Origin of the sequence: Parabacteroides sp. PF5-9 (genome assembly GCF_029893105.1) — a bacterium.
In the GTDB taxonomy this organism is placed as follows: domain Bacteria; phylum Bacteroidota; class Bacteroidia; order Bacteroidales; family Tannerellaceae; genus JARXWG01.
In genome coordinates this window covers 1-25,069 of sequence record NZ_JARXWG010000037.1, presented here as the reverse complement: position 1 = coordinate 25,069, position 25,069 = coordinate 1, and the positions used below count along the sequence as shown (strand labels likewise).

Sequence of the window (25,069 nt, the reverse complement as noted above, 5' to 3'; positions counted from 1 at the left end):
AAAGTTTCGCTGTACATACGATGTTTCTTTTTTGACATAAATTATTTGTTATTTATGTGGCAAAAAAGTGTCAACCTTTTTCAGTGTAAGACATCGAATGAATTTTTATCGGATTTTTTAGATAGATTGTTTCATACGTTGTCGCACAATCTCATAGATAATCACCGAAGAGGCGACAGAGACATTCAACGATCCGATTGTTCCGAATTGAGGGATTTTGATGAGTTCGTCGCATATGCGCAGGTTCTCCGGTGAAACGCCCAGATCTTCGGCTCCCATCACAATAGCGACAGGCCCTTCGTAGGCGACTTGGGTATAGATCTCCGACGCTTTTTCGGTAGCTGCATAGACTTTGACTCCACTCTGCTGCAAAAAACGGATGGCTTGATTGATATTTTTTTCTTTACATACCGGAAGAATATTCAGGGCACCGGCCGAGGTTTTCATCGCATCGGCATTGACCGTCACACTCCCTTTCGAAGGAATGACAATGGCATCCACCCCGGCACATTCACAGGTTCGGGCGATTGCACCGAAATTGCGCACATCCGTTATTCCGTCCAGTAGAACAATAAACGGATCTTTCCCTTTTTCGTAGACAAAAGGAATGATATCTTCCAGCGAGTGATACATGATCGCCGAGATAAACGCAATTACCCCCTGGTGATTTTTACGCGTAACCCGGTCTAACCGTTCGGCCGGCACACGCTGAACAGGTATATCACGTCCTTTCAAGGTGGTAAAGAGTTCTTTCGACAGTTCTCCCTGCAAATCTTTTCTGACCAGTATCTTATCAATCTCTTTCTCCGCCTGAATCGCTTCTATGACTGTACGGATGCCAAAGATCATTTCATTTTCTCTCATATATTAGTTCGTATTTATTTAATGGGGGGGTGATTTAGTTGTTCCATCTCAACAGTTCCTTGGCATTGGCAATGGATGCCTCCGTCAGTGTTGCTCCGCTTAACATCCGTGCAATTTCCCGAATGCGTTCATCCTGTTCCAATTGTTTGATCTGTGTAATGGTACGTTCGGGAGTATCTTCTTTGTAGACAAGATAGTGCTCTTTTCCTTTTGCTGCTATTTGGGGTAAATGTGAAATGGTGATTACCTGCATCTTTTTCCCCAATTGCTGCATAATATCACCCATTTTATCGGCAATATCACCCGAGACTCCGGTATCGACCTCATCAAAAATAATGGTTGGCAAAGCGGTAAACCCGGCAATCATGGTTTTGATGCATAACATCAAACGGGAGATTTCCCCACCTGAAGCAGTCTGTGCCACAGGTTGTAATTCACCGTTTTTATTGGCTGAAAACAGAAAACGGATATCATCCATGCCATAAGCACCGGGCTCTTCCTTTGGCGTGATTTCGATATGAAAACGGGCATGCGGCATCCCCAATTGCGATACCATCTCTACCAGTTCTTTGGAAATATCCTTAGAGGCCTTCTGTCGTTGACGATTTAGTAATACGGCGTCTTTCTTCAACTCGTTAAAACAATTCTCCAACTGTTTATTCAATACGGTCAGCTGTTCGTCAAACGAGTCGATCGCTTCCAGTTTAACCTCAAACTCTTGTTGGAGAGCAAGCAGATCATCTACGGTAGAGACATGATGTTTTTGTTGCAGGGAGTAGATTATATGTAGGCGATCATTGACCCATTCCAAGCGTTCCGGATTAAAATCTACAGCGTCCTGCAATGTTTCCGTTTCCGACGCCAGGTCATTTAAATCGATATAAGCGGTCTGTAACCGTTCTTTGATCTCTTTTGCGCGCGGATAATACCGTTCCAATGAAGTAGAAATAGTCAATGCTTCTTTTAAAGACAATATACTTCCCTGATCATCTCCGTTAAGTAGTCCGGCGATTTTGTATAATCCTCCTTTAATCTCTTCGGCGTGTGACAGGATTTCCTGCTCTTCTTCCAACAGTTCCTGTTCTCCTTTCTTTAGTTGTACCTCTTGAAACTGCTCCAGTTGGAAGCGCAAATAATCCTCCTCCTGTCGCGACAGCGCTGACCTTTCTTGTAAGGAGTTGATCTCTCTCTTCAACGCTTGGAAAGCGGTATATTGCTGTTGATAGGTCGTCAATAGTTCTTGATTTTGCGCCATCAGATCGACGACTTTCAATTGAAAATGGCTGTCGTTCAATAGTAAGTTCTGATGTTGCGAATGAATATCAATCAATTGGTTGCCTAACTCTTTTATCAGGGTTAATGAAACCGGAGAATCATTGACAAATGCCCGGGATTTACCGGAAGAGAAGAGTTCACGGCGGAGAATACAACTCTCTTCATCGTATTCCAGATCGTTTTCCTGAAAGAAGGGAGATAGTTGATATGCTGCAATATCAAATTCAGCTTCAATAACACATTTCTCTACCCCCTGACGTATACTCTTTCCATCTGCCCGTTGCCCGAGAACAAGGGATAATGCCCCCAATATAATTGATTTTCCGGCACCAGTCTCTCCCGTAATAACAGACAATCCTTTATCGAATTGAATATCCAGGTTATCGATCAGGACAAAATTGCGTATAACTAATGATCTCAACATACTACTATCAGTTTCTTAAAGCGTCAAATTTGGTCGATTGCGTCGGATACAGTTTCGACAACATCTCATATCCCTGTTGCTTCTCCTGCATGGTCGCTTTGGAGTAGATCAAGACTATTTCTTCTAATTTGGCATCAGCAAATAGTTGTAGGATGACGGACGTTGGCCGGGCGCTTTTAATTTGCTCTAACGCGGGTAAAGCCGAAAGGATAGTTGTACGTCCACGATCTGCATTCGCTGCCATCTCATCCAACCCTTTACGATGATACGTATACCACAATTCCCGGAATGTTTCGGAAGCATTCTCCGTCAAAGCGGTTATGACTGCGTGGCGATTGTTATTATTGTCAAACGCTTTCCAGCCAGACCACGAAGCTTGCCCCTGTGCCAGGTTGACGATCTGCTGGGCTTGTTGGTAAAAGACCGAACCTCCTTTCGGGGAGAAACTATCAAAATCCAGACCCAGAATGGTATAAAGATAGAATACCACTGTTGCAGTAAGATTACTACTCAGCGTGTTATCCGCATATTCCAATGGTTCATATTCGATATACTCAAAATCGAGCTGCGTATCGCGGAAATTAAGTAATGCTGTCGTATAACTTGAATTATATACCGGACGACGCGCCGCAATCTGTATCTCCCCCTTAAAAGTATTGTCTGTCATTTCGTTGAGAAGAATGGTTATATTGCAATCGATCCTTTCTGTAACGGCAAATGTGGCATCGGTCCATTTCCGATTATTGATAAACTCGGTAAGTGCATCTTGCAGGGTGGTAAAAATACGTGTCTCGGTGGTTGAGATCTTCGATCCATTGACAGTCACACGGGCATTGATCTCCTGAGCAAAAGTGTTCAATGTAGCCAAACAAAGACCACCGAATACGATCAGTTTATTGATTATTCTCATATGAACCTCTCTGTTATTTTATGGATGATATCATTTGCTACCTCTTGTTTATCTTTGAGCGGATAATCAGTCTGATTGCCTTCACGGTCGAGAATCGATATTTTATTTGTATCATACTTAAAACCGGCTCCTTGTTCTTCCAACGAATTTAAAACAATCATATCGAGATTTTTCCGTTGAAGTTTCTCTTTGGCATGAAGTAAAGCATCGTTGGTCTCCAAAGCAAAACCGACCAAAAATTGTCGTTCGTGTTTTGTTCTGCCTAATGCAGCGGCAATATCTTTATTCGGTACTAAGGAGAGAGTCAGATGATCCTCCTTCTCCCTTTTTATTTTCTGTTCACTTCGGCTTGCCGGACGAAAATCGGCTACGGCAGCAGATAAAATAGCAACATCACTTTCGGGGAATAATTGGGTGGTCACTGCATACATCTCGTCAGCCGATTCAACATCTATCCGTTTGATCTGAGAATGTGGCGTCTCCAACGAGACAGGTCCGGTTATCAATGTGACATCTGCCCCTCTTTGTGCACAGGCATTTGCCAAAGCAAACCCCATTTTACCTGACGAATAATTACCGATAAAACGGACTGGATCTATTTTCTCATAAGTCGGACCTGCCGTTATCAGTACTTTTTTTTTAAAAAGAGATTGTTCACAGGAAAAAAAATCCTCCAGTGTTCGGATAATCTGATCCGGTTCTTCCATCCGGCCTTTACCGACCAAATGGCTGGCCAGTTCTCCTTCGGCAGGTTCTATGATACGATTCCCAAACGCACGTAAACGATCCAAGTTCTGTTGTGTTGAAGGGTGTGCATACATATCAAGATCCATGGCGGGAGCAACAAAAACAGGCGCTTTACATGATAAATAAGTTGTAATAAGCATATTATCAGCAATACCGTTTGCCATTTTACCGATCGTAGCTGCAGTAGCCGGAGCAATCAGCATCGCATCAGCCCACAAGCCTAAGTCGACATGGCTATTCCAAGAACCGTCACGATTAGAAAAGAACTCACTGATCACCGGCTTGCTGCTCAATGTAGAAAGCGTGAGTGGTGTAATAAACTCTTTTCCGGCAGGTGTTATAACAACCTGTACTTCCGCCCCTTTTTTGATCAGTCCACGAATGATATAGGCTGCTTTATAGGCCGCAATACTTCCTGTTATTCCCAATATGATTTTTTTACCTTTCAGCATGTTTCTCCTTTCCTAAAATATGTTTCAATATAAAAACGGAAAGTTACGCTTTCTATTATACACGCAACAATAGAATTTCACGGGCGACTTCCCAATTGATATTGCCCTGTTCGCCTAATTTCCAGTTCATTTGTCTGACCGGCTCGACCAAAATATTCAAATCACCTTCCGTAATTCCATATTCATGCAACCGGGTTTTTAAACCCATCTTCCGGAAAAACTCTTCACAAGCCGCAATCGTTTGAAAAATCTGTTTCTCTTTCGTTGTTTCCTGCAAATTGAAGACCACCTCTCCTAATCGAATAATCTTTTCTTCTTTTGCTTTTTGCATATAGGTCATCACTCCCGGAAGAATAACAGCCAATGTTTCCGCATGATCCAATCCGAATTGTGCAGTCAACGCATAACCGATCCGGTGGGAAGACCAATCCTGAGGCACTCCTTGTCCGATCCAACCGTTCAATGCATTGGTTGCAGCCCACATTAAATTGGCACGTATCTCATAATCATGGGGATGATCCAAGACCTTCAACCCCTCTTCAACAATGATTTTCATCAAGCTTTCGGCAAAAGCGTCCTGCACCTTTGCCTGTACAGGATAAGTGAGGTATTGTTCGATGACATGAATAAAAGAATCCACCACGCCATTCGCAGTCTGTTTTGCCGGTAAAGAATAGGTTACTTCCGGGTCGAGCACCGCAAATTGAGGGAAGACCAGCGGACTGGCAAAGTTTAATTTTTCCTTTGTGGATACGCGCGAGATAACCGCCCGTTCGTTCATTTCGGAACCTGTAGCAGCCAAAGTAATCACCGCTCCTAAAGGCAATGCTTTTTTTATTTCTGCTCCTTTCGATAAGATCTCCCAAGGCTCTCCTTCAAAACAAGCAGCAGCCGCGATAAACTTCGTCGCATCGATGACCGAACCACCTCCTACAGCCAGCAAGAAATCGACCGCCTGTTCTTTGACCAGTTTCACTGCATCCATACAAGTCTCATAATGCGGATTAGCCTCTATACCGGAAAACTCTATGAGATCAAAACTCTTCAAGGTTTCGATCACTTGTGTATAAATCCCATTTCGCTTGATACTGCCTCCGCCATAGACTAAAAGCACTTTACTCTTATGGGGAATCAATGCTGCTAAACGGCTAATTGATCCTTTTCCAAAGACGACCTTGACCGGATTATAGAACTCAAAATTATTCATCTTTTATTTTGAATTAAAACCGCGTAACTTGATTTCTGTCAGGATTTTTTTGGTGTTTAATGGAAAATCGCCATTCATCACCCACGAATAATAGCCGGGATCCGTCTTAAGGACATCTTCAACCAACCGTCCTTTGTATTTACCGAAATTAATCACTTCTTTCCCCTCTTCATTATAGACCATACGTCCTGCAAAATCCACATTATTTGTAAAACTGGAGAATTCAGACAGGAAGTTGACATCATTCTGAAGATCAGGATAACGATCCAACTGTGCCTTCAACACTTCATAGGTCGCCATCGTATCTGCTTCAGAGGTATGGGCGTTGTCCAACTCTTTTTCACAATAAAACTTGTAAGCCGCCGCTAATGTCCGCTGTTCCATCTTATGAAAAATCGTCTGAACATCTATGAATTTACGGCGGTTCAAGTCGATATCGACATCGGCACGTAAAAACTCTTCCACCAAAAGAGGGATATCAAAACGATTGGAGTTATAACCGGCCAGATCACACCCCTCTATTTGAGCGGCCAATGTTTTGGCTATCTCTTTAAATGTCGGCGCATCTTTTACATCCTCGTCGCTGATCCCATGAATAGCCGTCGTTTGTGGCGGTATGGGTATTCCGGGATTAATCCGATAGGTTTTGCTTTCTTCCTTGCCGTTAGGATGAACCTTTACATATGAAATTTCGACAATCCGATCTTTCACTATGTTTATACCCGTTGTCTCCAGATCAAAGAAGACTAACGGGTTTCTCAGGTTTAATTGCATTCTTTAGGTGTTAGTCATTTAACATCATCGGCATCAACAACATCAACACATCTTCGTTCTCTTCATTTTCGGAAGGGATAATAAGACCTGCACGGGATGGGTCGGCCAACTCCAAAACGACTTCATTCGAACTGATATTATTCAGAATCTCTATCAGATAAGTCGCTTTAAAACCGATACTCAACTCCGTTCCGTCAAACTGGCAGGGAATGTGTTCTTCCGCTGATGTCGAAAAGTCGATATCTTGTGCCGATACCAACATCTCATTTTCTCTCAGTTCCAACTTCACCAGGCTGCTTGCCGGATTAGAGAAAACAGAGACACGTTTCAAGGCATTGTAAAACGAGAGGCGATCGATCATCACCTTAAACGGATTTTCCTGAGGAATGACGCTGTTGTAATTGGGATAACGTCCTTCGATCAGACGACAGACCATCTCAAAATTCGCACAATACACATAGGCATTATTTTCATCGAACTGAATTTTGACCTGTTCGCTATCTTTCGACAAAAGACCTTTCAACAAGTTTGCCGGTTTTTTAGGTAAAATAAAAGAGGCTCTTTCGGGTGACTGTACGGAAAGATTACGCAAGCGAACCAGCTTATGCCCGTCGGAAGCAACAAAAGTCAAGTCATCCGTATGAATATCAAAGTAGACTCCGTTCATCACCGGACGAAGTTCGTCATCTGCCGTAGCAAAAAGCGAACGACTGATCCCGCTCAATAACATCTGAGCATCCAGATTCAGGGTAATCGCATTCTCGTTCAACGGCTTTTGTTGAGGATAGGTATCCCCTTTCTGTCCGATAAAATTATATTTACCATTCTGGAAGTGAATAAAAATTTCCAGGTTCTCATCATTTATATCGAATGTCAACGGTTGATCCGGTAATTCTTTCAACGGCTCCAATAAGATTTTCGATGATATGGCAAATAGCCCCGCTCCTTCCACGTTCATAACTTCTACAGACGTCACCAATCGGGTCTCAGCATCTGATGCCGTGATAACTAACTTGTTTTCCTGTAAATCAAACAGGAAACTATCTAAAATCGGTAATGAGTTCTTAGAGGCAATCACTTTACTGATCGCTTGCAAACGTGATAATAGTGCTGCGCTGGATACATCAAATTTCATATCATTCTTATTTTATTATTATATTTTTATCTGCTTTTCCGAACGTTTGCCGAGGTTTGTCACTCAACCGACCAGTCCGTTATTATAAACTGAACAAAATTAAAAAATTATTGCATCAAACCTCAAACAATAGGAAAGAAAAGTTTCCCTATGAGCGATTTTATACATTCATAGGGGAACCGTTCTGTTTCACGAATGTATGTACAAAAAAAAGGACAATCAGTTCACCGATTGTCCTTTTTTATATCTTAGTCGTACTCCGCTTATTTGGCGAAATAATCTTTTACAGCATCGTTCGGAATCATCTCTTCCTGGAAGATGTAAGCTCCTGTTTTCGGAGACTTCACCATTTTGATGACCTTTGAATAGGTACGGCCATCGCCTTTTTTAAATGTTGCAACTGCTTTTTTTGCCATCGTTTAAAATCTCCTATTATTTTATTTCTTTATGCAATGTCATTTTCTTCAGAATCGGATTGTATTTTTTCAATTCCAAACGCTGAGTCGTATTCTTTCTGTTTTTAGTGGTAATATATCTTGAAGTACCCGGCATACCGCTTTCTTTATGCTCTGTACATTCCAAAATTACCTGTACTCTATTACCTTTTGCTTTCTTAGCCATCTGTTACTCCCTCCTAACTTATGCGTTTAAAAAACCTTTTTCAGCTGCTTTTTTGATTGCTGCATCCAAACCGATCTTATTAATCGTGCGCAAGCCTGCGGCTGAAATATTCAGGCTAACCCAACAATCCTGTTCTACCCAATAGAACTTCTTTGTAAACAGGTTCACATTAAATTTACGTTTCGTGCGGTGATTTGAGTGCGAAACGTTATTGCCAACCATTGCTTTTTTTCCTGTAATTTGACAAATCTTAGACATTTCTTTATTTTTCTAAATATTTTTATTCTATGATTCTAGCAATCAGGGCGCAAAGTAAATGATAAAAATTAACCCCTGCAAATCTTTGCTCCTCTAAATGCATGATATCCTCCTTGTTTCGAACTAGCATCTTGAACAAAACATGAAGAAAGCCAGTGTTTTATACACTTTTCGGCCTGCAAAGATATAAATAAATTTTATCTTTCCCACAAAAGGATATTGGAAATTTTCAAAGAAAATACCCTCCCATTGTTTTTCTTTCGAGTTATAGGGTAAAAGAAATACCTGGATGACTTATCCGTATCAACCTGACCGGATTCTGTTTTCATGTGACAAATTTAATCGTCTAACAGTTGTATCACTTTCGTCTACCAACTGTGTCACTTTCGTCTACCAATTGTGTCCCGATCGTCTAACAGTTGGTAGACGATTAATTTGATACATAAAAACAGATACTAAGCGTAGAAAAAAAGAATAGACTATTTGCATGAAAAATAAAAGATGACCAAAAGAGTATACATTCAGACCAAAAAATAAAGATACCTTAAGAATTTCAAGAGATAGAACAAAATCTGTTTACGGAATAACGCGGTTTTTAGCAAGATTGTAACAAATTGCTAATAAGTATATTACATTCAACAAATTGACAGCATAAATAATATTAACTCTTTTTGAGTAATCTAAAAGGGACTTAAATTTTGTTTTCACTTACATTTGCAGAGCCATTTTAAGCAATTTCGTTAGACATACATTTTAGCATTATTTGTGGCATTTTTTAATAAGGCAATATATCCACTACAAACTACTTATGATGAAAAAAGATCGATTTCCATTGAGTTGGATAGCGGTAAAAGATATTCTACCCCTGTTAGCTGTTATCCTTTTTTCCACAGGCTTATTTTCTTGTAATGACGACTCGGACTCTTCCTCCAACCGTTCAGGAGCATTGCTTTTGTCCCTGAGTGCGGATACAACATTCCGACAAAACACAACGACAAAAGCTATTTCCGATGAATTTTACCATTATCTGGATGTGGAAGATTACACTGTACAGATACTGCAAGGAGAAACTATTGTACACTCTTTTCCTACGTTCAGTGAAATGCCCGACGAACTGCCTCTGCCTGTGGGAAAATATACCTTAATGGCCTATAAAGGAGATAATGCACCGGGAAGGTTTATGATTCCTTATTTTGAAGGACGTGCCGACTTCACGATCGAAAGCGAGATGCGAACGCCTATAACGGTTACGTGTCAACTGGCCAACACACGCGTTACTGTCAGCTATTCCAGTGATTTTATAGAGGCTTATCCTTCATATGCGTTGCATTTCAATACCTCTTATATGTCCGAACAACTCACGATGAACAAAGGAGAGACAAGAGCGGCTTATTTCCGTTCCGACAAAGGAGGCACGGATCTGGAAATGACACTTGAACTTCGAAAAATAGAAGACGACAGTACCTATTATTACAAACCGACTCCGATCGCGATCGAACCCCGGCAAAATGTCAATTTACAATTCAAAACAGATGGAGAGGCTGTTAGTGGCATCGGATTGGTCGTGACATTGAACAACGACCTGGACGGTGAAACGACACTCAATATGACCGTTCCCGAATATGCCTGGGGAGATGTGGAAGCCCCAACTTTAGGGAAAGATAATTTTGAGAAAGTGGTGACAAATATCTCATATAATGAACTTCGGGAACAAAATGAGTTCTATTACCTCGATTATATTGTACCGGCCGCTGTCGGCAAAACAATTGTTTCCATTCATAAACTAGAAAATGGTCAAAACACCTCTACGGAGTATGATTTAGCGACAACAGAAGGGATCAATGCTGCCCAGCTGTTAGGCATCACGATCTCTGACCAAGCCAACAACAGTTTAAACACAACACTGGGAACCAAAAGCGGACGTATCCATTTTACCGACGCATTAGCAAAATTACCCTATTCTAAAAACAGTGTTGAATATACCTACACGGTATACGTTGTTGATGCACTGCCGGTAAATCCGAACTCAACCGAAACGGCCACTCTGAAAGTGACCCCCAATCCGGTAACCAAACCAGTATTGACAGGTCAAAACAGTACGGATCAAACGATATTAGCCACCGAATCATTATCGGAAGATATTGTTGTGGCATACGATACGGATGCCGGTATTCAAACAGCGACTATGGAAGTCAAACGAAATGGCAACATCGTTCACTCATATAATATTTTATCTGATAATTTGCCTCGTGGTATTGTCTTTGAGAACAATACATTGACATTCGACAAATCATTTGTTCGTCATCTGGAGGTTGAAGCGTGTAAGGAAGAAACATATACATTCACCCTGAATGCTTCGAACATGGTAGACGATGAATTCACCAATAGCCCGATGAGTTTCACGATAACGCTTCAGGCGGCTATTGAAATAGTCATACCGGATGGAAATGTTTGGGCATGGAAGGCCGAGGCAGATATTCTTATTCCGGGACTGACCGAACAGAATCTGTCGGATTTAAATGTCAATCTAAAAGTGCCGGGTGGTAGTTCTATCCCACTGACAGATTTTTTAATCAACGATTCGGGTGCTACCGTATCCATTCCCGGACTTACCGCCGGAGAGGAGTATGAACTGGAAGTCACTTTCCGGAATCTTAGTGATACCAAATCATTTACAACAGAAGAGATTGTGCCTGTTGAAAATGGGAATATGAATTTATGGTATCTGAGTAGAACCAGTTGCAAATATGGATCTTCGTCAACTTGGAATATACCGGTTCCATATCTTAACAGTATAGCCAAAGACGGACATTGGGTTACTAATAATAATGAAACGGCGGGGAAAGTTTATCGTATTACTACAACTACTACTTCCGAAATTCCTAAAGGTTGCTTCCCGACAGTTGTATATGAAGCCCGTGATGCTGTCAATGAATTTGCGGTTATTATACGTTCGATCGATGCCAGTAAGGAAAATAATAAGGCGAGGGGTGAATTGGTTTATGACAATCCCATCTCTTCACGTCCTTCCAGTATGACTTTTGAATATGCTTATACGTCTGTCAATAATGAAAATTTTGTTTCCGATATCATTTTATATGCCGGAGAGAAAGAGATTGGTCGAGGATCCAGACCTGCTTCTGTGACTACATCCGAAACTTATAAGGAATGCACTATACCTGTCGTTTATACCGATACGGAATCAAAAGCGACAAGGATAAAAATATTCTTTGCTTCTACGGACAAAAAAACAGGTTTTGGGATCATGACTGAAGAACAAATAATCAAAGCACCTAACCCGATGAGTACAATAGCTATTGTATACGATAAGCATGCCACTAGGTTTAAAGACTTTCCTGGAGTATATTGCGGCAGTACGCTCAAAATCGATAATGTAACATTAAACTATTCCGAATAATGAAAACAGATATGAAAGCGATATATTTAATTTTAATACTAACAGGCTTCAGCCTGTTCTCCTGCAGTTTGGGACATGAAGACAACTTTTCATTTTCCGGCTCTGAGATGGGTGGATTAAATCTGCAGATACCTACGGTTGATGACTCCGATCCGATAATGATTACCCGGTCGGCCGACTTCTCTATACTTAATGCGGCTGATTTTACGATCGAAATTTATAAAAAGGGAGAAAACAGTTATTACAAACGGTATGAGACCTATACCGCTATGCAACAAGAAGGTACTCCCTTGGAACTTCCTGTGGGTGATTATACGATCAAAGCGTTTTCGTATGAGCAGGAGCCCGTATTAAGGGATAAACCGTATTTCTTGGGAGAAACGGATCTGCAGATCGAAGCGCACGAAATAAGCCGAGTAACCGTTGAATGCAAATATGAAAGTCTGGGTGTAGAGATTGCTCTGACAGATGCTTTCCGCCATTTTTTCCAGGATTCTTACAAAATAACAGTTTTACAAGATACGGGTAGTTCCGCTATTTTCACCAAAGAGAATCCGAAACGTATCTATTTCACAAACGATTGTGCCTATCTGAAAGTAATTATTGAATGTACGACCAAAGAGAATGAAGTCTATCCGGCGCGTACCTATTATTTCAACAAAGAGGGACAAGATCCGGCTTTTAACGGTGACGGTCCTTTTGTCGGGGAATATTTTATCATCACGGTAGATACCGACAAGGCTGTCGCTCAATCTCGTTAATTTAAAACCCACAAAAAATGAAAAAACATTATTCTATACTTATACCGTTGCTTTTTGTCGGCATGTTATTCTGGAATACATCCTGCGAAATGGAAAAAGAGTTGAGAGGGAAAACCGAAAAACCCGGTTCTTCCGCCCAATCGACTGACTCACTGGGTATACTTCAATTGAACCTGCATCCCCTGAAAGAAGCACCGGTGGCAAAGTCGAAAACTTATACGCCGGATGAAGAGTTGTCGCCCGATGATTTCAGTATATCTATCTATGATGAGAACGGAGAACTTGTCCATTACTTTGAGACCTATCAGGAGATGCTTACGCAAGGTTCCCTGATGTTGAAGAAAGGGACTTACATCGTAAAAGCGACCTGTGGCAATCTGTTGGAGGCTGCGTTTGATGCTCCTTTTTATGTGGGAACAGATACGGTCACTATCCATGCCAAGGAGGTTGCAACCATCGTCACGGAGTGCCTGTTAGACAACAAAAAAATAACAATTACACTCTCTGAAAACTTCCTGAAAAAGTTTAGAGATGATTATACGATTATTATGACTAACGGGCAAGGTATCCTGACTCAAAAACATCAGGAGACCCGTATTCCTTTCTTTAAAAATAGTCAGTTATTGGAGTTTATTATCCATGTGACTACCATTGCAGGGAAAGACTTCACCTACTCCATCAATTTATTCAACAATGATTTATCAGGGCACAACAACCTGTTGGTTAATCTGGATGTCATTGAAGAACCTGAAGAGCCGAAAGATCCGGAAGAACCCAAAGACCCGGAGGAGCCTAAAGATCCAGAAGAACCGAAAGATCCCGAAGAACCGAAAGATCCCGAAGAGCCGGATCCTGATCCTGACGGTAGCTTAACACCGGTCATCAAAGTGGACGTCTCTTTGATCGAACGGGAATATGTAATTGAGATCCCTTCCGACTTTGTCAATCCTGACGGAGGAAACTCGGGTGGAAATAATCCGGGAGGAAGTGATAAACCAGGAGGAAATGACAATCCGGGAGGGGACGACAAGAATCCTCCAACCATCACCGGAAACGGACTGTCTGCACCGATCACCATGAGTGTGGCTGATGCGAAAAAAGGTGCGACTGTTAAACTGAATATCAATACTCCAAAAGGATTGAAAAACTTGCATATCCAGATATCCACCTCTTCGGCCGATTTTGGCAGTGCCTTAGCGGCGATGGATTTGGATAAACAATTCGATATGATGAACCTTAGTGCTACACAGGAACAGATGTTGACTTCTGTCGGTTTGTCTAAACCTCAGAATGCCTATGCGAACGTATTTGACATCAGCAGTTTCGTGCCAATGATCGCTGTGTTCGGTGCCGGCACTTATAGCTTTAAACTGACGGCAGTCGATAAAGACGGACAATCGGTGACACAAACATTAACGATTAAATTGACGTAAAAATGAAAAGAAATCAGATATACTGGATCCCCCTGTTATTACTCTTTCTTATCTGCGGCTGTGACGATGAGCAGAACGAGCAGAATCAATCCCAGACCGGAAGTATTGTCTTGGGAGTAGAAAAAGACGAGACCTTGTACACAAAAGCAGGAGTGGCTGTTACCAATGAAGTGTTGTCGGTAACCTTTCTCACGGAAAGTGGAGATACAGCCAAATATTACAACAATTACAAACAAAGTGTAGCCGGTCAGCGCATCGTGCTTCCCGCTGGGAAATACAATGTGGTTGTATCGTCCCTCAACAAAGAACCGCAATGGGACACTCCTTTTTATTATGGAGAGAAAGAGGTGACGGTCATTGCCGGTCAAACAACAACAGCCGCGATAGAGTGTAGTATCACCAATACCAAGGTATCGGTTAAATTTACCAATGCCGTGGAGCAATATTTCAGCGATTATGAGGCGGTGGTAACAGGTAAATCGGGTGCTTTGACCTATCAGAAGGGAGAAACGCGAGCTGGTTTTTATTTTACGGAAAAACTATCTGTCGACCTGAATCTGGTCAATAAAAACAATGGATTGAAGTTTCAGTTTAATAAATTGTTTGAGGATATTCAACCACGCTATCATTATATACTGAAATTTGACGTACAACCTCCCAGCGGTGGAGAGAATAATGCCGGTGGAGATATCAGTATAACAATTAATAAAACCGATTCTACAGAAGTTGAATGTACGATCACCATTCCTGAATATGCACAGTTGATCGATATACCGAATGTTCCTCTATTGGATGTGATCACGCAGATAAACGGTGGGAATGAGACAAACGACAAAGTACTTGATGTCAGAAAAAACAATGATATTGTTGATCAACACAAGGTCGTAATTACAACTCAGGCTGGATTACGGAATCTCTACTTCAAAGTATCTGATGCGTTTATAAATGATGGTATTCCGGTTATGTTTGATTGGCTGAAAGCAGAAAATGCTCTGAAAACCAAACTGTCAATAAGCGGACAAGAGGATAAGATCTCCGAAAGTAAATCTGTGTACACATTGGATCTGACCGAAATGGTCAATCAATATTTGCAACCCAATGAGTCTTCCGGTAGAAGTTATAATTTATCGCTGGTGATACTCGATAAGTATCATCAGGAAACAACAGCGGATTTGTCTTATACCATCAAACCGAATCTGCCGTTACTGGCCACCGAACTATCCGATCAGGAGAAATGGGCGACCTTTGCAGTACTAAAAGGGTTCTGTAGTCCGGAAGCTAAGAATCCGTTGTTTAAATATGGAAAGACGAACGAGAGTGAAGAGAATTGGCAAACCCTTTCGCCTCAATCCGATCAGGAAGGAAATCTGAAAAAATTGATTACTGGATTAGAGCCGTCGACCGACTACTCTTTTAAAGTTGAGGCTACTATTGATGGAAGTCTACAAAGCAGTGGAGTTGTAAACTTTACAACAGAAGGAACACCGACTATTCCTAATCTGAATTTTGATGATTGGTATCAACCGAAAAATGCCTGGTATCCTTCGTCAGAAAATGATCATAACAATCAAACCAAATGGTGGGACTCTGGTAATGAAGGTGCGAATACAATGTCATCCTTAACCGGAGTACGGAATCCGACATCTCCCGAAGAGACTATTATCATCAAAAACAAAGCGGCAAAATTAGCATCCGACTTTGTAGGATTGGGATCTATTGGCAAATTTGCCGCAGGAAATATCTATGTAGGGAAATATATCGAAACAGTTGGTACCAGCGGCGCCAAATTGATATTCGGACATGAATATGTTGGTAAACCAACTAAACTGACCGGATATTATCAATACACTCCTGGAATTATTGATTACGCAGAGAGTGGAGCCGGACTCTCTAAAGGGGATATCGATCAATGTCATATTTATATTGCCTTAACAACAAAAGCGTTTAATATCAATACATCCGACAAGTCGACTTTATTTAGCCCTGATGATGAGAGCGTCATTGCTTACGGAGAACTTATTGATGGACAAAGAAGTGGAAATGAAACAAACGGTTTCCAGAAATTTGAAATTAATCTTGAGTATAATAAAAATGTAACAACAAAACCAACTCATATTGTCATAGTCGCTTCGGCCAGCCGATACGGCGATTATTTCACTGGAAGTACAAGTAGTGTATTATACCTGGATGAGTTCGAATTACATTTTGATTACAACGCCTCTTCGTTCAGCGGAATCGGAGGTTTATAAGCAAACAAACAATAAATGAAAAAAAAGATAACCATAGCAACTCTATTACTGACTTGCTGTATGATGACGGTATGGGCCAAAGGAACCAAAATAGATAGAGGTATCGAGCAAAAAACATTTATACCCAAAGGGCAATGGATGGCAGGTGCGTCGTTCTCTTATCTGGAATATGAAACGGATAATTACCAATGGGTCGTATTGGAAGATCTCGATCTTGTCGGATATACGTTTAAAGTATCTCCTACTGTCGCTTATTTTATCCGGGATAATATCGGAATCGGAGGACGTATTGGCTACACACGGACACTCACCGACCTGGGCAATCTCTCCCTTTCACTGGGAGACGACCTGAATATCGACATCGACGATCTTCATATGAAAAGTCATACATTTTTTGCAACCGCTTTTGTACGTACTTATCTGAACTTAGGCGATAGTAAACGATTCGGACTGTTCAATGAAATGAGTGTTACCTACGGTTACGGAGAAGGTAATTCTACCAACCAACTGAGAGGAGAGCCAAAGGCGGTACACGAAACCAAAAATTCATTGAATTTCGGTGTGACTCCGGGATTAACCTGTTTCATTAATGACATTATAGCCGTAGAGGCTTCTGTCGATGTGCTCGGGCTCGATTTTAAATGGGGTGAACAAACGATCAACCAGGTAGAACACGGCTCAATGAGAAGTAGTGGTGCTAATTTCAAAATTAATCTGTTCTCCATTAATCTGGGAATCTCATTTTTCTTTTAATAACAGCATATGATGAACAAACAAATCAGACTTGTTTTTCCTGTTTTGCTCTTACTATTGGGAGGATGTATAGAAAATGATCTTCCTTATCCTGTTATTAAAGGAGTCATTCAAGAGATCGAAACAGAAGGTTTTTTCTCTGCTACAATCAATAAAGAGACGATGGAAGTGTCACTTTTGGTCGATGACACTGTCGATCTGAGAGATTTACAAATCACTCGATTGGAGGTCAATGAGGGTGCACTTATTATTCCGGACAGTATCGCTTGTCTGGATTATCTCAACTTCCCGGACTCCGGATTCCATTCGTTAAGTGAATTGCCAGCTTCGGTTAATACACGAGTCGATTTCACCAAAAATGTTAATTTCACCCTACGGATATATCAGGATTATATCTGGAAAATCACAGCAGCGCATCATCTCCAACGACAATTCCAGATTACAGACTCTGAAGGAAAAGCAATTCAGATCGGCCAACCCATTGTTGATGAGCAAAATAAAAAAGTCATCATCTACGTCGAAAAAGGAGTCGATCTCTCCAAACTGATTGTCAAAAAAATGCAGATTGGAAGTTCAATCGCCGTAACATCTCCGAATCCGTTAACGGTACATGATTTCAGATCGCCGCAATTCTTTGACGTTACGGCTTTCGACCAGACCGACAGATGGGAAATCGTCGTCACTCACTCTTCCGGTTCCGGACTGACACTTTCTCCCTGGGCACGCCGGGCGTATATCATTGGCGACGCCAATGAAAATATGAATATAGAGATTAAATATAGGCGGAAAGGCGATGAAATCTGGGATATGGTTTATTCGGATGAGATCACTTATGAAGAGGGTAGTTTCACGGCCTGTCTGCGTCATTTGCAACCTTCTACTGTTTACGAATATGAAGCAACAATCGGAAGTGAAAAATATGACTTGGTTGAATTTACAACAGAAGACACTCCACAACTACCAAACTCGGGATTTGAAGAGTGGTACAAACCTGACAAAGTATGGCTGGCCCATGCTGAAGAAGATGAAATGTATTGGGATTCAGGCAACTGGGGTTCAGCAACTCTGAATAAAAACGTAACGAATTACGATGAAACGACCTATCACGGGGGACGGCGTTCGGCTAAACTCGAATCGGAATACCTCGTTATTCGTTTTGCTGCCGGAAACCTGTTTGCGGGAGCATATATTGAAACAGACGGAACAAACGGTATCATCGACTTCGGACGTCCGTTTACCGATCGGCCGACTGCACTTAAAGGGTGGTTCAAATACAAAAGTACTCCTATTACCCGGGATGCTCCTGAAGAAAATATTGTTGATGCGCAAAAAGGGATGCCTGACCAAGCCTCTATCTGGGTTGCATTGGGCGATTGGGACGCTCCCGTTCGTATAAAAACAAAAAAATCAGAACGTCAATTGTTTGATCCAAACGACGAACATGTAATTGCTTATCAGGAGATGAGTGTTGGTCAAACGATCAACGAATGGACTGAATTTACGCTTAAACTTGATTACCGATCGGTTACCCGGATACCTAAATATCTATTAGTGGTGGCTTCTGCCAGTAAATATGGCGACTATTTTATCGGAGGCGAAGGAAGTACGCTTTGGATTGATGATTTCGAATTAATTTACGAGTAAAATTGACTGTTGCAGCAACAGATATAGACTAAAGCGCTGTATTTGTATCAAAAAAAATAGCCGTATGATCTAAGATTATCTTATCAATCATACGGCTATCTATATTTCCGATCCACTTTCGAGGTACGCAGGATGAGACTCGAACTCACACACCGTAACCGGCACTACCCCCTCAAAGTAGCGTGTCTACCAATTCCACCACCTGCGCATTTTAGGTGGTGCCCAGAACAGGACTCGAACCTGCACGGCTATTAACCACTCGCACCTGAAACGAGCGCGTCTACCAATTCCGCCACCTGGGCATTCATTAAAATAAAAGGTGATTCGCTTATCACCTGTCTGTTGAGCGAAAGACGGGATTCGAACCCGCGACCCTAACCTTGGCAAGGTTATGCTCTACCAACTGAGCTACTTTCGCATTAACGGGTGCAAATATAGGCGGATTTTTCGATCTGACAAAACATCCCGTCAATTTTTTCCGTCTATTCGTTAACTGATTTGCCCTACAAGTTCAATAAACAAATCCGTCATAATAGTGGCGGCTCTATTTGCCGCAACAATCACATCGGCTCCATCATTGACAAAATCATCGGCAAAATGATATCCTTCATTGGTAATCACCGACATACCGAATACACGTATGCCGGCATGACGGGCAACAATCACCTCGGGAACCGTACTCATCCCTATCGCATCACCTCCGGCCTTTCCATAAAATCCATATTCGGCAGGTGTCTCAAACGAAGGGCCGGTCAATCCGACATAAACCCCTTTTTTCAATGGAATATTCTTATTGGCAGCGATCTCTTCCATACAGCAGATAAAATCACGATCATACGCTCTGGTCATATCCGGAAAACGCGTGCCGAACATTTCATTATTCGGACCGAGCAACGGATTAGGCATCATATTGATATGATCACGGATAATCATCAGATCACCCACCTTAAACGTATTATTTATTCCCCCTGCGGCATTAGAGACCAATAGATTCTTCACTCCTAACAACTTCATCACCCTAACAGGAAGAGTGACTTGTTGCATGGAATAGCCTTCATAGTAATGAAACCGGCCTTGCATCACCAATACCTGTTTCTCTCCCAGTTTGCCACAGATCAGATTGCCTTTATGTCCTGCTGCCGTAGAATGCATAAAATGCGGGATAGCGGTATAAGGAATAACTGTTGTCTCTGTCAACTGATCCGCCAATGGGCCTAAACCACTCCCCAGAATAATCGCTGTTTCCGGTAACTGTCCGAATTTCGATTGGATATAATCCGCAGCTTCCTGATACATTTTATTTTTTTGTTCCATAATCATTCTCCATTTATCTGATACAATAATTTATCTGTTCTTTCCGACAACCGATCCAATTCCGGTTCAAAATCTCGCTATATCCGCTTTTCATATAATCCAGAAAAACATCCATTTATCGCTTCATTAGATGATAGGCTATCTCTGCTGCTTTCTCCATAATATCGTTTTCACCGGGGATTTTTTTATTTTCCATCACGATGTTACCCTGACAAATCACAGTATCCACACAACTCCCGTTAGCAGCATAAACCAGGTTGGATACAAAATTAAAATTCGGAGTAAAAGCCGGCATATTCAGATCGATCAGACAAAGATCGGCTAAAGCACCCACCTCAATCCGGCCGGCATCTATTCCGGCAATCACCGCACCTTCTTTTGTGGCGGCTGTCAGCATCTCTTCTGCGGTCAGTACCACCGGGTCTTTTCTCCATGCCTTACCCAACAAAGAGGCCAGTTTCATCGCTTCTATCAGATCTAAATTATTGGAAGACGAACAGCCGTCCGTGCCTATCCCTACCGTTATCCCGGCTTTCTTCATTTCTGCAAACTTAAATTCACCGCCTGATGCCAGTTTCATATTTGATGCCGGATTGTGTGCCACTTTCACACCGTGATCGGCCAATAGTTGAATTTCTTCCTCATCGACATAAAGTCCGTGAGCGATCAGTAACCGGGGAGAAAGTACGCCTAATTCTTTTAAATACCGAACCGGCGAATACCCAAAGCGGTCGATCGAATTTGCCACTTCTTGTTCCGTTTCTGCCAAATGCAAATGGATCAACAGATCATTCTCTTCAGAAAAATGATTTATCCATTGCAACAATTCTCCCGACACCGTATAAATTGCATGAGGACCCAATGCAAACCGGATACGTTCATCGTATTTATCCATTGCGGCATATAACTTACTGATCGAGGCTTTTGCCTTCTCGGTTAATTCCGGCTGAAAATGATCGAAACAAACTCCTGATAAGACAGCCCGAATACCCATCTCCTCTACAGCCCTTGCTGTGGCATCAAAGTGATGATACATATCTAAGAAAGTGGTCGTCCCGCTTTTTATCATTTCCAGACACGCCAGTTTGGCGCCCCAATAGACATCTTCATCGGTCATTTTCGCTTCATTCGGCCAGATCTTCTCCTTCAGCCAAGGCATCAAAGGCATATCATCGCCAAAACCGCGGAAGAGGGTCATTGCGGCATGCGTATGCGTGTTGATAAGCCCGGGGATAGCGGCTTTACCTTGAGCGTCGATGATGCGGATGGGCTTATCAAATGGACAATTGTCCATTCTGATATTCTGATTAATGGAAACAATCTTATTGCCATTAATCAGAATATCCCCGTTGAAAAGGGTATTTTTTATCAATAAGCTCATGATTAGTTAAATTTGGCTTTCATGTTTTTGATTTTCTGATCGCGGATGCGGGATAAGAGTTCTTTTAATTTATCCCGTTTTATAGCAGCATACGAACAACTCTCTTTAACCTCCACTATTCCCAGGTCGTCTTTTTCCAAACCTCCTTTCTGAAAGAGAAAGCCAACGATATCTTTTTTACTGATTTTATCGCGTTTTCCACGGTTTATCGTCAATGTCACCCACGCTGTCTGTTGCGGTCTTTTCACCGTATCGGGCAAATAAAACTGATCCGGCTCATGATGTAAATAGTCGGGGGTAACCTCTGCTTCATGCAGGATAATAAAGGCCCGTCCTTCCGCATGCATACGGGCAGTACGTCCATTTCGATGAATGTATGCCTCTTCATTATGCGGTAAATGGTAATGAATAACGTTTTGCACCTCCGGAATATCCAAGCCTCTCGAAGCTAAATCGGTTGAAATAAACACATTGGAACTCCCATTACGAAAATGCGACAATGCGCGTTCACGTTCCGGCTGCTCCATTCCTCCATGAAAAAAATCATTATCCACCCCTTCTTCCGTCAGGTAATGACTTACCCGCTCTACAGCTTCACGCAGGTTACAAAACACCAATGCCGACTCTCCTTTTAATTCGCCCAACAGCCGGCAAAGTGTTTCCAGCTTATCTTTTTCCGGTGATTTTACCTGATAGACCGTAAGCCCTTTTACCGTTTTTGTCTCTGTCAGAAAAGAGAATCGAACAGGATTGGTCATACCTGTAAATGGTGGAATATCAACACTCGAAGTAGCAGAGGTCAACACTCTTCGTTGAAGAGCGGGCAAATGCGACAAAATCTCTTTCATTTCCGAAAGAAAACCCAACTCAAGCGATTTATCAAACTCATCCAATATCAATGTATGCACCGTATCCAAATGAATATTCCCTCTTTCGATATGATCCACCAGACGACCTGGAGTAGCAATCAATACAGTTGGCGGATGTTCCAGATTTTTCTTTTCCGTTCGGATCGGATGCCCGCCATAACAACAATTCACCTTATAGCCTGATCCAAGCGAACGAAAGACCGACTCGATCTGCAAGGCCAGTTCTCTGGATGGAGCAATAATCAGTGCTTGAACCTTTTTCTGTTCATCCGTCAACGAAACGAGCAAAGGCAGAAGGAAAGCCAACGTCTTTCCTGAACCAGTCGGACTCAACAAGATCATATCTCTGGATATATCCACATCCAATACCGCCTGTTGCATCTCATTCAAAGATATTATCCCTGTATGATTAAGGGCACTCGCTATTTTTTCTCTATTTATTGTCATGACTTTTATCTGAATGGTTAGAAGTTCCGGATCCGACCAAACAGCTATTCGTTGTTAGTTCGTCCAATTTCGAAACAAAGGTAGTTATTTTATACGAAGCGATATTCATCACCTCATACACAAACGACAACGTATTTTCACACCCTGCCTTTATTAAAGAGCCTATTAATCAGATCCTTTCTGTTCATTCGCTGAAGAGACTGGGTGATCGACCGACGAAAATCAGGCTGATACCAGAAGAAAAATTGTCGCTGATTCAGTTTTTGTTCTTTGGTACGAGCGGTATACATCTTTTCTAACGTATACGGATGATAGCCGGTGTAATAAATTTCCGAAGCCAAGGTCATAGGGGTAGGCGTAAAATCCTGTACTTGTTCGAGTTGAAAGTGCAACTCCTTTGTAATAACGGCTAATTCAGCCATATCAATTTCCGAACAACCCGGATGACTCGATATGAAATAAGGAATCAACTGTTGATTGAGCCCATGCGTTTTGTTGACACGATCAAAGACCTGTTTGAATTGTTTGAATTGATCAAACGAGGGTTTTCGCATCACCTTCAACACCCCTGGTTGCGTATGTTCGGGGGCCACTTTCAAACGTCCGGAGACATGCCGGGTAATCAACTCTTCCATATATTTCCGACTGGAGAGATTGACCTCCTCCTCGGCATAACGATGGAGCAAAAGATCATATCGGATACCGCTTCCCACAAACGATTTTTTAATTCCCGGCAATGCATCTACCGTTTTATAGATATCCAATAACGGACGGTGATCGGCATTCAGATTCTTACAGACAACGGGGAATATACATGATGGTTTCTTGCATTGCCGACAGATGGATTCGTCTTTTCCCTTCATCGCATACATATTGGCAGAAGGGCCTCCCAGATCACTCAGATAGCCCTTGAATTCAGGCATGTCTATAATCGCTTTTACCTCTTTCAAAATGGAAGCCTTACTTCGGGAAGCAATGAATTTTCCCTGATGAGCAGAAATCGTACAGAAGGCACACCCCCCGAAACATCCCCGGTGGATATTGACCGAAAAACGGATCATCTCAAAAGCAGGTATCACCTTTCCTTTGTACTTCGGATGAGGCAAGCGGGTATAGGGCAGATCAAAAGAGGCATCTATCTCCTCCTGTGTCATCGGAGGATAAGGCGGATTAACAACAATGGTCTGATCATCGACCTGCTGCAGCATACGGGATGCCTGATATTTATTAGACTCTTCTTCGATATGGCGGAAATTTTTCGCCTGTTTCAACTTATCTTTCAGACATTCCTCATGGGAAAAAAGGCGAATATCATCCGTGAGTGATTCCACCTTGCCCTTTTGAAGATAAGCGGTTTGCTTGATATTTTTAATGGAAGAAAACGATTCTCCGTTACGCAAACGACCAACCAACTCACGAATAGGTTGTTCGCCCATACCATAGATCAACAGATCGGCACGACTTTCGACCAGTATGCCCGGTTTTAACCGATCCTGCCAATAATCGTAATGGGTCAAGCGTCTGAGAGAGGCCTCTATGCCTCCGAGAACAACCGGCACATCCGGATATAGTTCCTTTAAGATGTTCGTATAGACAATACTCGGATAATCGGGTCGCATACCGGCACGACGGTCAGGTGTATAGGCATCATCACTACGCAACCGTTTATTGGCCGTATAATGATTGATCATGGAATCCATTGCTCCGGGAGAAACACCGAAAAACAAACGGGGAATACCCAACTTTTTAAAGTCGCGGAAATCCCCCCGCCAATCCGGCTGCGGCACTATGGCAACGCGTAATCCTTCCGCCTCAAGCACCCTGCCGATTACAGCCGCACCAAAAGAGGGATGATCGACATACGCATCCCCGGAGAAAAGAATTACATCCAGATAATCCCATCCCCGAATTTCAACCTCTTTTTTAGTGGTAGGCAACCAGCTCTTTTTTCCGGTCATATTCATCATGCGAAGGTACGAAATAAAAACAAAACCGACGCTTGCACACCGATACAGAGAAACAACACGGTGTTGTCCGCATTTTTTGTCTTACACTGAAAAAGGTTGACACTTTTTTGCCACATAAATAACAAATAATTTATGTCAAAAAAGAAACATCGTATGTACAGCGAAA

The 25,069-nt window shown here is 42.0% G+C and carries 20 protein-coding genes and 3 tRNA genes; 6 read left to right on the top strand and 17 right to left on the bottom strand.

Annotated features, from left to right (window positions below; translation table 11 throughout):
* Nucleotides 1-117: 117 nt before the first annotated feature.
* From rlmB to rpmB, 10 genes are all read right to left on the bottom strand, one after another.
* Complete coding sequence (gene rlmB, locus M2135_RS15305) at nt 118-864, bottom strand: 23S rRNA (guanosine(2251)-2'-O)-methyltransferase RlmB (RefSeq protein ID WP_280749397.1); 747 nt, start codon at nt 862-864, stop codon at nt 118-120.
* Between the two features lie 34 nt (nt 865-898).
* A complete protein-coding gene (recN, locus tag M2135_RS15300) occupies nt 899-2,563 on the bottom strand; it encodes a DNA repair protein RecN (protein WP_280749396.1) in 1,665 nt (554 codons plus the stop codon).
* Nucleotides 2,564-2,570: 7 nt separating this feature from the next.
* Nucleotides 2,571-3,473 carry a DUF4835 family protein gene (locus M2135_RS15295; protein ID WP_280749395.1) on the bottom strand — a complete coding sequence of 301 codons (903 nt, stop codon included), beginning with the start codon at nt 3,471-3,473 and terminating at the stop codon, nt 2,571-2,573.
* On the bottom strand, nt 3,470-4,672 hold the full coding sequence (gene coaBC, locus M2135_RS15290) for a bifunctional phosphopantothenoylcysteine decarboxylase/phosphopantothenate--cysteine ligase CoaBC (protein ID WP_280749394.1): 1,203 nt from the start codon (nt 4,670-4,672) through the stop codon (nt 3,470-3,472). Before coaBC ends, M2135_RS15295 begins: the two co-directional genes overlap by 4 nt.
* A gap of 55 nt (nt 4,673-4,727) precedes the next feature.
* Nucleotides 4,728-5,879 (bottom strand): iron-containing alcohol dehydrogenase, encoded by a 1,152-nt coding sequence (locus M2135_RS15285; RefSeq protein ID WP_280749393.1) that lies wholly within the window; start codon nt 5,877-5,879, stop codon nt 4,728-4,730.
* Between the two features lie 3 nt (nt 5,880-5,882).
* Nucleotides 5,883-6,653 (bottom strand): 3'-5' exonuclease, encoded by a 771-nt coding sequence (locus tag M2135_RS15280; protein WP_280749392.1) that lies wholly within the window; start codon nt 6,651-6,653, stop codon nt 5,883-5,885.
* 10 nt (nt 6,654-6,663) lie between these two features.
* Nucleotides 6,664-7,788, bottom strand: a complete 1,125-nt coding sequence (gene dnaN / locus M2135_RS15275) for a DNA polymerase III subunit beta (protein WP_280749391.1) — start codon at nt 7,786-7,788, stop codon at nt 6,664-6,666.
* Nucleotides 7,789-8,051: 263 nt separating this feature from the next.
* The gene (locus M2135_RS15270; protein ID WP_280749390.1) at nt 8,052-8,204 is read right to left on the bottom strand and encodes a DUF4295 domain-containing protein; all 153 of its coding nucleotides are present in this window, start codon (nt 8,202-8,204) and stop codon (nt 8,052-8,054) included.
* Between the two features lie 16 nt (nt 8,205-8,220).
* Nucleotides 8,221-8,409, bottom strand: a complete 189-nt coding sequence (gene rpmG / locus M2135_RS15265) for a 50S ribosomal protein L33 (RefSeq protein WP_280743286.1) — start codon at nt 8,407-8,409, stop codon at nt 8,221-8,223.
* Nucleotides 8,410-8,427: 18 nt separating this feature from the next.
* Complete coding sequence (rpmB, locus tag M2135_RS15260) at nt 8,428-8,667, bottom strand: 50S ribosomal protein L28 (RefSeq protein WP_280749389.1); 240 nt, start codon at nt 8,665-8,667, stop codon at nt 8,428-8,430.
* A gap of 808 nt (nt 8,668-9,475) precedes the next feature.
* On the opposite strand from rpmB, the gene M2135_RS15255 reads away from it, so the two are divergent.
* The 6 genes from M2135_RS15255 to M2135_RS15230 are packed head-to-tail and all read left to right on the top strand — an operon-like array spanning nt 9,476 to nt 18,925.
* Nucleotides 9,476-12,085, top strand: coding sequence for a DUF4493 domain-containing protein (locus M2135_RS15255; protein ID WP_280749388.1), 2,610 nt, complete (start codon nt 9,476-9,478; stop codon nt 12,083-12,085).
* 11 nt (nt 12,086-12,096) lie between these two features.
* Nucleotides 12,097-12,846: a DUF4493 domain-containing protein gene (locus M2135_RS15250; RefSeq protein ID WP_280749387.1), complete on the top strand. Its 750-nt coding sequence runs from the start codon at nt 12,097-12,099 to the stop codon at nt 12,844-12,846.
* Between the two features lie 17 nt (nt 12,847-12,863).
* A complete protein-coding gene (locus M2135_RS15245) occupies nt 12,864-14,279 on the top strand; it encodes a DUF4493 domain-containing protein (RefSeq protein WP_280749386.1) in 1,416 nt (471 codons plus the stop codon).
* Nucleotides 14,280-14,281: 2 nt separating this feature from the next.
* Nucleotides 14,282-16,528 carry a PCMD domain-containing protein gene (locus M2135_RS15240; protein ID WP_280749385.1) on the top strand — a complete coding sequence of 749 codons (2,247 nt, stop codon included), beginning with the start codon at nt 14,282-14,284 and terminating at the stop codon, nt 16,526-16,528.
* 15 nt (nt 16,529-16,543) lie between these two features.
* Entirely contained in the window at nt 16,544-17,281 is a 738-nt protein-coding gene (locus M2135_RS15235) for an outer membrane beta-barrel protein (protein WP_280749384.1), read from the top strand.
* 9 nt (nt 17,282-17,290) lie between these two features.
* Nucleotides 17,291-18,925, top strand: coding sequence for a PCMD domain-containing protein (locus M2135_RS15230; protein WP_280749383.1), 1,635 nt, complete (start codon nt 17,291-17,293; stop codon nt 18,923-18,925).
* A 124-nt stretch (nt 18,926-19,049) separates the two neighbouring features.
* Here the strand turns inward: M2135_RS15230 and M2135_RS15225 are convergent.
* The 7 genes from M2135_RS15225 to M2135_RS15195 all read right to left on the bottom strand — a co-directional run bounded on the left by M2135_RS15225 (nt 19,050) and on the right by M2135_RS15195 (nt 24,900).
* Nucleotides 19,050-19,133 (bottom strand) — tRNA-Leu (locus M2135_RS15225).
* A gap of 8 nt (nt 19,134-19,141) precedes the next feature.
* A tRNA-Leu gene (locus M2135_RS15220) sits at nt 19,142-19,227 on the bottom strand.
* A 43-nt stretch (nt 19,228-19,270) separates the two neighbouring features.
* A tRNA-Gly gene (locus M2135_RS15215) sits at nt 19,271-19,343 on the bottom strand.
* 71 nt (nt 19,344-19,414) lie between these two features.
* Nucleotides 19,415-20,239, bottom strand: coding sequence for a purine nucleoside phosphorylase I, inosine and guanosine-specific (locus tag M2135_RS15210; RefSeq protein ID WP_280749382.1), 825 nt, complete (start codon nt 20,237-20,239; stop codon nt 19,415-19,417).
* A 115-nt stretch (nt 20,240-20,354) separates the two neighbouring features.
* Nucleotides 20,355-21,620, bottom strand: coding sequence for an amidohydrolase (locus M2135_RS15205; protein WP_280749381.1), 1,266 nt, complete (start codon nt 21,618-21,620; stop codon nt 20,355-20,357).
* A gap of 2 nt (nt 21,621-21,622) precedes the next feature.
* Nucleotides 21,623-22,936, bottom strand: a complete 1,314-nt coding sequence (locus M2135_RS15200; protein WP_280749380.1) for a DEAD/DEAH box helicase — start codon at nt 22,934-22,936, stop codon at nt 21,623-21,625.
* Nucleotides 22,937-23,073: 137 nt separating this feature from the next.
* Entirely contained in the window at nt 23,074-24,900 is a 1,827-nt protein-coding gene (locus M2135_RS15195) for a YgiQ family radical SAM protein (RefSeq protein WP_280749398.1), read from the bottom strand.
* Nucleotides 24,901-25,069: the final 169 nt, after the last annotated feature.